The sequence below is a fragment of the Antarcticibacterium sp. 1MA-6-2 genome (genome assembly GCF_021535135.1).
GTDB lineage: Bacteria > Bacteroidota > Bacteroidia > Flavobacteriales > Flavobacteriaceae > Gillisia.
In genome coordinates, this window is record NZ_CP091036.1 from 1053717 (window position 1) to 1065333 (window position 11617).

At 38.6% G+C, this 11617-nt stretch carries 10 protein-coding genes; 6 read left to right on the forward strand and 4 right to left on the reverse strand.

What is annotated here, in order from left to right; all coding sequences use genetic code 11:
- Nucleotides 1-4 precede the first annotated feature (4 nt).
- The 3 genes from LZ575_RS05375 to trhA form a co-directional block, all read right to left on the reverse strand.
- Nucleotides 5-1063, reverse strand: a complete 1059-nt coding sequence (locus tag LZ575_RS05375) for a cytochrome d ubiquinol oxidase subunit II (protein WP_235329596.1) — start codon at nucleotides 1061-1063, stop codon at nucleotides 5-7.
- Nucleotide 1064: 1 nt separating this feature from the next.
- Nucleotides 1065-2366 (reverse strand): cytochrome ubiquinol oxidase subunit I, encoded by a 1302-nt coding sequence (locus tag LZ575_RS05380; protein ID WP_235329598.1) that lies wholly within the window; start codon nucleotides 2364-2366, stop codon nucleotides 1065-1067.
- A gap of 612 nt (nucleotides 2367-2978) precedes the next feature.
- Entirely contained in the window at nucleotides 2979-3632 is a 654-nt protein-coding gene (gene trhA / locus LZ575_RS05385) for a PAQR family membrane homeostasis protein TrhA (RefSeq protein ID WP_235329600.1), read from the reverse strand.
- Between the two features lie 256 nt (nucleotides 3633-3888).
- On the opposite strand from trhA, the gene LZ575_RS05390 reads away from it, so the two are divergent.
- The 6 genes from LZ575_RS05390 to LZ575_RS05415 all read left to right on the forward strand — a co-directional run bounded on the left by LZ575_RS05390 (nucleotide 3889) and on the right by LZ575_RS05415 (nucleotide 10692).
- Nucleotides 3889-5064 (forward strand): exonuclease SbcCD subunit D C-terminal domain-containing protein, encoded by a 1176-nt coding sequence (locus LZ575_RS05390; RefSeq protein WP_311195996.1) that lies wholly within the window; start codon nucleotides 3889-3891, stop codon nucleotides 5062-5064.
- A 45-nt stretch (nucleotides 5065-5109) separates the two neighbouring features.
- Complete coding sequence (locus LZ575_RS05395; RefSeq protein ID WP_235329602.1) at nucleotides 5110-5670, forward strand: AAA family ATPase; 561 nt, start codon at nucleotides 5110-5112, stop codon at nucleotides 5668-5670.
- 5 nt (nucleotides 5671-5675) lie between these two features.
- On the forward strand, nucleotides 5676-6125 hold the full coding sequence (locus LZ575_RS05400) for a hypothetical protein (protein WP_235329604.1): 450 nt from the start codon (nucleotides 5676-5678) through the stop codon (nucleotides 6123-6125).
- A gap of 1759 nt (nucleotides 6126-7884) precedes the next feature.
- Entirely contained in the window at nucleotides 7885-8136 is a 252-nt protein-coding gene (locus LZ575_RS05405; RefSeq protein WP_409187205.1) for a hypothetical protein, read from the forward strand.
- Between the two features lie 236 nt (nucleotides 8137-8372).
- Complete coding sequence (locus tag LZ575_RS05410) at nucleotides 8373-9416, forward strand: PQQ-dependent sugar dehydrogenase (protein ID WP_235329605.1); 1044 nt, start codon at nucleotides 8373-8375, stop codon at nucleotides 9414-9416.
- 166 nt (nucleotides 9417-9582) lie between these two features.
- Nucleotides 9583-10692, forward strand: a complete 1110-nt coding sequence (locus tag LZ575_RS05415) for a GAF domain-containing sensor histidine kinase (RefSeq protein ID WP_235329607.1) — start codon at nucleotides 9583-9585, stop codon at nucleotides 10690-10692.
- Between the two features lie 132 nt (nucleotides 10693-10824).
- Here the strand turns inward: LZ575_RS05415 and LZ575_RS05420 are convergent, their stop codons facing one another.
- Nucleotides 10825-11490: a response regulator gene (locus LZ575_RS05420; RefSeq protein WP_235329609.1), complete on the reverse strand. Its 666-nt coding sequence runs from the start codon at nucleotides 11488-11490 to the stop codon at nucleotides 10825-10827.
- Nucleotides 11491-11617: the final 127 nt, after the last annotated feature.

Genomic DNA, 11617 nt, shown 5'->3' on the forward strand with positions numbered 1-11617 from the left:
AATTTCAATTCTCCTTCGGATTATATTCTTCGTATTCTCTTTCGTCCCCCTCAAGTATTTTTATCATTTTAAATGATTTCAATAAATGAAAGAGTCCCGGTAATATTACAAGCCCTCCAACGAGCAGCATGATCGCAAGGTTGGTGATACTGGATTGTGGCGCAAGGTCATCAAGAAGGCTCACTCCGCCATCACTCGTAATTATAAGATATGGGAAATGTGCAACAATTGCTGCAAACAATATCAAGACTACCTGCAGCCCTGCCATAAATCTACTGCCGACCCTATTTTCTTTTTTAATAAATTTCCACAAAGGAAAAAGTAAAAGACCTGAAAGAAGAACAGCCCCCACAGAAACCGGATTTTTCAGGAAATCTGAGATGAACTCCACTTCATTAAAATATCCCCAGGCAATAAGTATAAATCCAATTATTACCAGAACGATTGTAAAAATAGCAGATTTCCGGCTATATAATTTTTTATCTTCCCCTGTTGCTTCTCCAATTAGAAGTGTTGACGCCAGGAAGGCGCAGAGAGCAGCATAGAATAATCCTACCAAAAAAGCAAATAGGTTTAACCACGGTTCCATAAAGATGTCTCGAAACCCATAGTTAATGTAATCTTCAGTAACAATAATTTTTCCTCCTATAAGAGCTCCAAAAGACATTCCCAAAAAAATAGGTGTTATAAAACTTGAAATCCTGAACATCCAGTTGTATAGCACCTGAGATTTATCAATTACAGCATCGTAATGCCTGAAAACAAAAGAAACTCCTCTCATAGTAATACCGAGCAGAACAAGCGTTAGCGGGATATGAAGATAAATAACTACAAGATTAAAGTAAATGGGGAAAGCTACCCACAGAATAACTAGCAAAATGATGAGCCAAATATGGTTTGCCTCCCAAATTGGTCCCATAACCCTGTAAACCGTATTCCTGGTTGTTTCCTTTTCTTTTCCTGAAGAAAATAATTCTACTATCCCCGCCCCAAAGTCAGCTCCTCCCAGTAAGACGTACAGGAAAAAGGAGAACATCAGAAAAAACAGAACTACATATAGCATATCATACAGTTGAAGAATTTAGAGCCTTTATTTGACGGTTCATAAGCCATGTGACTGTGATTGCCAAGATGCTATAGAGAACAACATACATATAGAAGCTGTATTCCATTCCAGGCATTGGTGTTACCGCATCTTTCGTACGCATGATCTTATGGATTATCCAGGGTTGCCTCCCTACTTCAGTAACTACCCATCCTGCTTCAATAGCAATAAATCCCATTGGTGCAAGGACAATAAAAAGTAACCAGTAAATTTTTGATTTAAACCAGGATTTCTTTTTAAGACTGATAAAATAAATTAATCCAGCCACCATTAATAATGTACCTATTCCTACCATAATTTGAAATGCTGTATGTACAATAGCCACAGGTGGTAATTCATCATCAGGAAAGTCATTAAGACCTTTAACTTCTGCATCAAAATCTCCGAAGGCCAGGAAAGAAAGTGCTTTAGGAATTTCAATTTTGTGGGTTACAAGGCGGTTTTTCTCATCCACGATTCCGCCAAGATAAAGAGGAACACCCTTACCTGTTTCGTAATGAGCTTCCATTGCGGCCAGTTTTACGGGCTGTCGCTGTGCGACATCCTTAGCAGAAAGATCTCCGCTCAGAGGTTGCAGGAAGGCAGCTACAGCTCCAAAGACGATGGCTATTTTAAAGGCCTTTGTATGAAGATCTACTTTTCTTCCTTTAAAGATCTGGAAAGCGTGAATACCTGCGACTCCAAAGCTCGTGGCGACAAATGCTGCCAGGGTCATATGCAGCGCCTGTGTAAACCATGCGGGATTTAGAAAAGCCTGAACAGGATCAATATTTAGGAAACGTCCATCAACATAATCAAATCCAACGGGGGCGTTCATCCAGCCATTTGCAGAAACTACCAGAATTCCCGATGCCACTCCCGAAAGCCCTATAATAACACCAGTAAACCAATGGAATTTTTCTGGTATTTTTCCCCAGCCGTAGAGGTAGAATCCCAGAGCAATTGCTTCCACAAAAAACGCCGCACCTTCCAGGGAAAATGGCATTCCAATAATAGGTCCCGCATGCTTCATAAATTCCGGCCAAAGCATTCCAAGTTCAAAGGACAAAGCAGTTCCTGATACTGCACCTGTAACGAAGAATATGGCTACTCCTTTTTGCCAGCTTTTAGTAAGTTGCAGATAAACAGGATTGCGGGTATTTAACCATTTTTTATGGGAGACTACCATGAAGAACGGCATTACCATTCCTATACAGGCAAAGATGATATGGAAGCCAAGGGTAAAGGCCATTTGCAGCCTCGCGAAATCTAAATTTTCCATTCAGGTGAATTCAAGAGAAAACTACAGGCTTTCTTTGACGTAATTTTCAGGAAATAAATTTACGTAAAAATCATCCCGTTTACCGGAATATGTACTGGTAATTAGTTTCTATTTATAGAAAAATTTTAAAGCAACCGGAGTTCTCTCTACAGCTAAAACCCAATAGTACCAATCTCTTTAAAGGTGATAAAATTTGTCATAACCAAGCCTTCTTGGGAATAGCAGGTAGAATATATTTTCGGGTTATATAGACAGCAATAGAAACCGTATTGAAAATACAATTGCAATGGGAATATTTACGAGATTCTCTGCATTTTATTAATAGCTCCTGGTTACGAAACGGCCATCACAGCAAAGAGAGAATAAGCTGTTGCTGTCAAAATATTTATAACTAAAAAACAGATCAGAAGCGGGACAGTGAGAATGGATCCTCCACCGCCAATTAGTTTTGGAATACTACCCCTAAGTAAGGCAGCCGTAAACTCCAAATTTCAATTCTATACATTTTTGGATGTTGATATGATATAAAATTAAAATTAAAACTTCACAGAAGTAAAGTTAGTATTACATATTTTGAATCAAGTCCCATAATCTTAGGAGAAATGAGAGATTTTAACCCGGAAGAACATAAAAATAAATAGAAATAAAGTGGCAAAAACTGCCCAAAAGCACGAACAGGTGAAAGATTGCATGATTATACCTGACCTTGTCCAAAAGAAAAAATCCTGCACCTACTGTATAGGATAATCCCCCGGCAACGAGCCACATAAGACCATGCATATCCAGGTTGCTGATAAGCGGTTTTACTGCGAAAACTATGATCCAGCCCATAACGACATACATGATGGTTGAAAGTAGATTGTATCGCCCGGTGTAAAATAATTTTAGTATAATTCCCGTGAGAGCCATAGCCCACACAACGCCAAATATTGTCCACCCTATCCATCCGCTGAGTGTAACCAGGGCAAATGGAGTATAAGTACCAGCAATAAGAAGATAGATAGATGCATGATCTAATATATTTAACCTGTATCTTATTTTTGGATTGGTGGCACTGTGGTAAAAAGTTGAAGCCGCATACAGTAATACCATGCTGGCACCAAAAATACTAAAACTTACAAGTAGCAGCGAACTTTCTAAACGGGCGGCTTTTACTATAAGCAGGATAAGGCCCAGTATACTCAAACCAAAGCCAAAGCCGTGAGTGATAATGTTTAGTTTTTCTTCATAGGGAGGGTAATATCCCGGTGAGGGTTCAGTCTTCATGATACTCAATCTAAAAGAGTTTAAATTTCAGAATATTCCGCTTATTAATCAACAAAATAGGGGTATATTCTTTATAAACAACAGTTGAAGAAAGCAATAATCTCTCCATAAATTCTTTCAGAATAAAAACATTTTTTAAAACGCCATGGAATGTCACCACTACTTATTAATTATGTATCCATTTTAATTTTTCAGGACTATTCCTGTAGATTTTATTATTTTCGGGACACCGCATAAATCCAGAATTTACACTAATATGAAGATCCTTCATACCGCCGACTGGCATATAGGAAAGAAATTACATAAACATGATCTTTCAGCCGATTTCAATCTATTTATTAAATGGCTGAAACGAACAGTCGAAACTGAAAAGGTAGATGTGCTTCTCGTATCCGGAGATGTTTTTGATCTTGCTAATCCTTCTTCTGAGGCTCGCAAGCAATACTATCGTTCTCTAATGGAGCTGAAAAAGCTGAATGTAAAGATCATACTCACAGGTGGAAACCACGACTCTCCCTCCATGCTTGATGCTCCGGGAGAAATTCTTCGGGAACTGGACATGCACGTGATTGGAGGTTTGCCGGAAAAACTGGAAGAGGTGATCATTCCCGTAAATAATACAGCAGGAAATACAGAAGTTGTGATTGTAGCACTCCCCTTCCTTCGGGATTCTGATCTTCGCACCGCTGCTGACGGGACCAACTATGAGGACCGACTTGAAGCTGTGAGAAAAGGCATTCAAAAAGTATTTTCTAATGCTGCGGAAATCTGCAGAGAGAAGTATCCCGGTGTGCCTGCAGTTGCAATGGGGCATCTTTTTGCTGCCGGAGCAGAAACATCAGAAAGTGAAAGGGATATCCAAATAGGAAATCAGGCAGCATTTAATGCACTGCAGTTCGGAGATTATTTTAATTATATAGCCCTGGGTCACATTCATAAACCTCAAAAGGTGAATGCTGCTGTCCCTGCGTATTACAGCGGCTCACCAATTCCCCTTTCTTTTAGTGAACGAAAAGATGAAAAGAGGGTCCTTATCTTTGAATCAGGCAATGCTGTAGACCCAAAAAGCCTTCCGGTTCCCGTTTTCAGGAAACTGTTAAAGATAAGCGGAAACCTGGAAGACCTGGAAATTAAACTAAGGGACCCGGGGGAAAATTTTGAATTAAACTCACTCCTGGAGATTGAGCTAAAAGAAGAAAATTACGATGCTAATAAGATCTTTTTACTTGATGAACTGGTTACTAATTTCGATAAACCCGGTTTTGAAATTGTAAAACACCGTGCAACTTTTAAAAATCAAATAAAAGGTGCAGCTCAACTTTATGAAGATCGTCAACTGGAAGATCTAACTCCCAGAGAAGTTTTTCATGAACTCATAGCAAATCATGATTATGACGGGGAAACACATAGGGAGATCACTAAGCGCTTTTGACGAACTGCTGGAGGAAGTAAATCAAACCGAAAACCCTGCAGCTTAATGAAAATTTTAAAAATTGAATTTCGAAATATTAATTCCTTACGGGGAACAAATCTTATTGATTTTACTGCAGAACCTTTTACTACCAATTCGCTCTTTGCAATTACAGGTCCTACCGGAAGTGGGAAAAGCACTATTCTGGATGTAATTTCTCTCGCACTGTTCAACCAGGTTCCACGACTGGGAAAAATAACGAGGAACGAGATTATTTCAAAGGGGGCAATTCTTACAAGAAACCAGCAGGAAGCTTTTGCCAAAGTAACTTATGAAAGTAAATCGGGTATTTATACCTCACACTGGAGTATTTCCACAGCAAGAACGGGAAATCTCCGCGAGTATGAACTGGAGATCATTAACGAGGCAACAGGTGCTGTTCTCGATCTCAAAAAATCTGATGTGCCAGCAAAAAATGAGGAGCTTATAGGTTTAAATTACAACCAGTTCATAAAATCTGTACTTCTTGCACAGGGAGAATTTGCTCAGTTTCTTAAAGCAAAAAAAGATGAACGGGGAGAATTGCTGGAGAAAATTACGGGGACAGGAATTTACTTAAGCAGTTAGGAAGGATGGCTTTTGAAAAATTTAAGAGGGTAAATGTAGAAATTCAAAAGCAACAGGATACTATTGAGGTTATCAGAAAAGATCTGCTTGAGGAGGAACAGGTTATAGACCTTACTGAAGAACTTCAACAAAAGGAGAATAACTGCAAACCTCTCGAGGAAGAACTTAAAGATCTTGAGAGAAACCTTCAGCTAAAAAAAACTATAGAAGAACAACTAAAGGAGATTGACAATCTTTCAGCTGAAAGAGAATCTGCCGAGCTGAGCCTGAAGGAATTTGTTGATGCAAATGGTTTAAAAATTCAGCAGCATGAGAAATTGCGGGATTATGCTGAAGAATTGCGAAACTGGAGTACTTACGAAAGAATGTGCCGATCTCGATATAGATTACGGCGGAAAAAGAAACAGGCGCGAAGAAAACATCCGGGAGATCCAAAACTGCCTGAAGGATGTTAGCGGCTTTACCCGCCTTGAAATAGCCCAGGAAGAAGTAGAAGAGCGATTGAATGAATTTGCGTCGCGGGTTAGAGCTATCCAAAATGATCTGGACCAAAAGCTGGTGGAATACAAACGGCTTCAGGACGTGTTCCAAACAGAAACCCGGGAACTGCCGTGTAAACTAAATGAAAAAGATCCTGAAGGTACCCGGCAACAGCTTGAGGAGTTGAAAACTAAGGCACATACTAAGATTTCTGAATTAAAGGAAGATCTTAAAGATTTAGATCTTGAGGAGCCTGACAAAGAAAGAACAAGGATAAGAAAGAACCTGGCAGAAGCCAGGGAGGCCCAGGCCGAAGCAGAAAAACTTAGCCGTACAGCTGCTGAAATTGAGCGGTTAAAAGTTGAAGCAGAAAAGCTAAAGCCCCTGGTACAAAATCTTCCAAACGAAATTAAAGAAGGTGAAAAGAATCTTATTAGCCTTAGAGATAAAATTGAAATTATAAGCCTGAAAAGGGAAAATCAGTTATTGTTAGCTAATCTTGAAGATTACCGTACCCATTTAAAAGACGGAAATCCCTGCCCTCTTTGCGGATCAGAAAATCATCCTTATGCTAAGGATCTCCCTAAAAAAGACCATTCCCTTGACAACGAATTAAAAACCGCAGAAGAAGAGTTCTCCTCACGCCATGGAAAAATAGCCGCTTTAAAGGCTACTTTAGCTCATCATGAAAGGAACCTGAAAGAAGTTAACTTTCAAAAAAATGAGCTGGCAGAAAAACTTGTGATCCTGGAAGAAAAGTTTTCTAATAAATACTCCTTTCTTCAAAAAGGGGGACAAAAGGAATGGAGGGAAATTTGTGATAGGTTAGATAACCTGCTATATAAGTTAGATCTATTTGAAAGACAAAACCGAAGCCTCACCTGCGTTGAAATAGGTTTACCGCTTATAAAACAAATGATGCAGGTAAGTGCAGAGGGAAAGGAATTGCGGGAAAAACTTACTTCCCTCTATAGTGGGAAAGATATAAACTTTGACACTCAAAGATTTCAAACCCGCTGGACGAAATTACGGGAACTGGAAAAAGCAGTGGGGGAACAATTAAAGGAACTCCAGGAAAAAATTGACAGAACTGGAAAAAACCTGAAAGAACTTGAAAATGACCTTACCTCAAAAGTGACTGCGCAGGGTTTTGAAAGTATTTCACTTGCCGGAGAATCACTCTTGCCTGAGCCGGAATATTATAGGCTGCATAGCCAAAAAGATAAGATCCAAAAATCTATTGACAGGAATAACGAATCTTTAAGGCTGCTCAATAGCCAATTAGAAAAATCTAAGAAAGATGATGTGGAACAACCTGCAGAGGAGCTAAGGCAGTTGCAACGGGAAAAATCCCTAAGGTTTGAAAAAGTTAAAGATGATTGCCAGGAGTTGAAGCGCAAACTTATGAACGACAGGGAAAACCGGGAGAAAATAATTAAGATCAAGGAAGAAATTGGTGAAAAAGAGAAGCAAATTAAGCGTTGGCGGTTACTCAATGAACTTATTGGAGATTCTACAGGTAAAAAATTTAATGATTTTGCCCAGGACCTTAGCCTCACCCAATTACTACACCTGGCTAATATTCGATTAAAGGACTTAAGTGACAGGTACCGTATAGATAAACCGCGAAACGAAGAAGACGATGGCCTGGTAGCAATTGATGAACATATGGGCGGCCAGCGAAGATCTGTCAAAACACTTTCGGGAGGGGAAACATTTATTCTTAGTCTTTCTATGGCATTGGCATTAAGTGACCTTGCATCCAAAAATGTGGAGATCAATAGTTTGTTCATTGATGAGGGATTTGGCACCCTGGATCCTGAAACACTGGACCAGACATTAGATACTTTAGAAAAATTGCAGGCAGAGTCCTCCAAAACTATTGGAATAATTAGTCACGTGGATTCTTTAAAAGAACGTATAGCCACTCAAATTCAACTTACCAGAAATGGTCAGGGTTACAGCAGCCTGAAAGTTATTGGCTGAAGGAGAGGAACAGTATTTCCCGCCCTGGGATTATTTTGAACTTTCTATTTTTAGTTTAACTGGTACAACAACTGTTAAGTGTTTATTAAGCAGGTTGGATTACTAGCTAACTAGTACTATATTAGGTAAGTAACACAATAATCACGGCTATGGAATTTAAAAATTTACTATTATCTATTAATTTATTATTTTTTTGTTTCCTTCTAACAAGTCCTTCTTTTGCGCAGAAATCCACAGTGCAAAGAGAGGAAGGAGCCATTACTATTGAAGTAATAGCAGAAGAACTTGAGCATCCATGGGGAATGACATTCCTTCCCGATGAAAGATTACTGGTCACTGAACGTTCGGGAAATTTAAGAATTTTAGATTCCGTAGAAGGACTTTCTCAACCTTTGCAGGGAACTCCTGAAGTTTTTGCCCGGGGACAGGGAGGATTATTTGATGTAGCACTTGATCCTGATTTCAACGAAAACAAAAAGGTCTATTTAACTTTTGCAGAACCCGGGAAAGATAGTACGGCCACTACAGCCCTGGGTATAGGAATTTTTGAAAATGACCGCCTTAACGACTTTAAAGTTATTTTTAGAATGGAACCTGCCATTAAAGGGCCTAACCATTTTGGTGGAAGAATCTCCTTCACACCCGATGGTCATATCCTTTTAACTCTGGCGGAAAGATTTCAATTTGATCCTGCACAGGATAATTCAAATCATTTGGGAACAATTGTAAGGATAAATAAGGATGGTTCTGTTCCGCAGGACAATCCATTTGTAAAAGAGGAAAATGCAAAAAATGAGATATGGTCTTATGGCCATCGAAATATTGAAAGTGCAGCAATAGATCCCAAAACAGGAAATTTTTGGATAGCTGAAATGGGACCTATGGGAGGTGATGAATTTAACCTGGTTAAAGCCGGAAAAAATTATGGCTGGCCGCTGGTAAGTTGGGGTGATAATTATGATGGAAGTGAAATTCCCGACCCTGACACCAGACTGGAATTCGAAAATGCAAAAATTGTTTGGACGCCTACAATTTCTCCTTCAGGAATGATTTTCTATGATGGAAAGATGTATCCGGAATGGCAAAATCACGCACTTATAGGGGGTTTGACCAGCAGCGGAATAGTTGTGGTAAAAGTTAATGAAGAAAATGCTGAAGAGGTGGAAAGAATTCCTCTTGTAGCACGAATTAGAGATGTTGAACAAGCACCAGATGGTTCTGTAATTGTCATAACAGATGACAAAAATGGAAAAGTTTTAAGACTTGGAAAATTGAAATAGAAGACTAAAAATACTATTCTTGCGGGATATTAAAAAATAAACTATTTTTAAAAATTCTCTACCATTAAAAACCATAACAGTATCAATTCAACAACAGAATACCCATCGATCATAGCAGACGTTGCTGCTGTCAATAGAATTCCTATTGTACCTCAATTGCTCGACGTTGTATGCCGAACAATCAAGTCTTCGTTTTGCAGCTATTGCCCGTGTTACCGAAGACAAATGGGTCACCTGCACAACAAGAGACGATCTTTCCTTCGGGCTTAAACCGGGAGACGAACTTCAAGTTGAAACAACAATTTGTACAGAGGTTCGAAGCAAAAAAGAAGCCGTGTATATTGAAAATGTTCCTGAAGACGAATTTTTTTGTGATCACCCCACCCCTGCTCTTTATGGCTTTAAAAGTTATGTTTCTGTTCCAATTTACAGGAAGAATGGATCCTTCTTTGGAACTCTTTGTGCGCTCGATCCGGAACCTGCAAAAGTAAATACTGAAGAAGTCAGGGGAATGTTCAACCTGTTTGCTGATTTAATATCATTCCATCTTGATGCTGTTCAGGAAAAGGAAATTGCTGAAAAGCAACTTGAAGAGGAACTCTATAATTCTGAACTTCGGGAGCAGTTTATTGCAATTTTAGGACACGATTTAAAAAATCCTATAGCAACAATGAGAATGTGTTCCGATATTCTTTTAAAACTTTCAAAGGAGGATCTTGTGCTGCGCAATGCCAAAATGATAAAATCCACAACTTTTAGGATGCAGGCATTGATTGAAAATATTTTAGATTTTGCTAGAGGAAAATTAGGAGAAGGTATAAAGTTGACGAAGACAGATGACATTGGGGAACTGGAAAAAGCCTTATTACAAGTTATCAATGAAATAAAAGCAATGTCACCCGGAAGGAAAATAGAAACAGAAATTATCCTGGAAGAGAGTGCCAACAATGATCCTGACAGGGTTGCACAACTTTTTTCTAATTTACTTGGAAATGCTGATACCCACGGTTCTGAGGATACTCCTATCAAGGCCAGTGTCATATCCAGAAACGGAGAGTTTAAACTTTCTGTAATTAATAAAGGAGAAAAAATTTCTGAAACTGCTATGGAACACCTATTTCAGCCGTTTTATAAAAACAGTGTAAATCCCGGAAAAGAAGGATTGGGATTAGGTCTTTTTATAGCTTCTGAAATTGCCCGTGCTCACGACGGTGAAATTCTTGTAACTTCAACTGAAGAAGAAACCTGTTTTAAATTTGTGATGTCAACAAATTAGGCTTTTCTACGGGGGAGGTATTTCGGCTTCTGGGTAGGATAATGACATTAAAAATATGGCAAAAAAAGATGCTTAGCCCAGGCTCCGCAAACAGTCCCTACACTGTTTACTTCACAAGAACTAAGCATTTCATTATATAAGTTTAAGATCCTTTACAATACTAATTAGATGTGGTGTTGTATTAGCATTAAACTCTTCTCTTAGTTCCTTTAAGCGTTTCTCAATTGAGCTTTTACTATTGGGAGAAATACTATTTCTTTTGAAATAATCAGGAATCTCATCCTGGGTTAATCCATTTGCTATGCAGGAAAGAAGGTTTACTTCAAAGTCGTTAAGTATTAGGAGATTGTCCTGTTTTATAAGAGCTTCTATTTGTGGTGATTTATAGGAAAATCCATTTCCAAGAGCAATAATAGCTTCTTTAAGCTCCCTCATTCCATTCCTGTCTTTACAAACATAACCGTTAACGCTACCCGAGTTAAAAAGGTTAATTACCGTTTGAGGGTGATCCTCAATTGAGTGAACGAGAATTTTAAGTTTATTATCTTCTGTTTTTAAAGTTTTTATAAGTTCCTGGCCAGAGGTAATCTTCTCATCGCGATGATCGGGTTTAAAGGATAAATCGCAAATTAAAAGATCAAATGGGTTATTATCCTGTATTGCTTTCTTAGCCAGAACAAAAGCTTTATCACAATACTGTGCGTGAGCAACCTCTTGTATATTTAAATCAGTAAGAACACTTGCCACAGCATGATTTACACTATCCATGTCTTCAGCTACCAGTACTTTTTTAAACATATAAATTCTTTAACACGTCAAAGACAATTGGATTGTTTTTTAATTTCTGAATTCAAAGTTAAGATATCTACAGAGGGATTAGTTACGGTTTTCCGTAATCTCCCGTTATTCTTATTTATAATTCATT

What these genes read in the sequence shown, in the direction of transcription:
- LZ575_RS05400 (WP_235329604.1), top strand. Translation starts at nt 5,676, where the DNA reads ATGGCTTTTGAAAAATTTAAGAGGGTAAATGTAGAAATTCAAAAGCAA.
- LZ575_RS05395 (WP_235329602.1), top strand. Translation starts at nt 5,110, where the DNA reads ATGAAAATTTTAAAAATTGAATTTCGAAATATTAATTCCTTACGGGGA.
- LZ575_RS05380 (WP_235329598.1), bottom strand. Translation starts at nt 2,366, where the DNA reads ATGGAAAATTTAGATTTCGCGAGGCTGCAAATGGCCTTTACCCTTGGC.
- LZ575_RS05405 (WP_409187205.1), top strand. Translation starts at nt 7,885, where the DNA reads ATGGCATTGGCATTAAGTGACCTTGCATCCAAAAATGTGGAGATCAAT.
- LZ575_RS05420 (WP_235329609.1), bottom strand. Translation starts at nt 11,490, where the DNA reads ATGTTTAAAAAAGTACTGGTAGCTGAAGACATGGATAGTGTAAATCAT.
- LZ575_RS05390 (WP_311195996.1), top strand. Translation starts at nt 3,889, where the DNA reads ATGAAGATCCTTCATACCGCCGACTGGCATATAGGAAAGAAATTACAT.
- trhA (WP_235329600.1), bottom strand. Translation starts at nt 3,632, where the DNA reads ATGAAGACTGAACCCTCACCGGGATATTACCCTCCCTATGAAGAAAAA.
- LZ575_RS05375 (WP_235329596.1), bottom strand. Translation starts at nt 1,063, where the DNA reads ATGCTATATGTAGTTCTGTTTTTTCTGATGTTCTCCTTTTTCCTGTAC.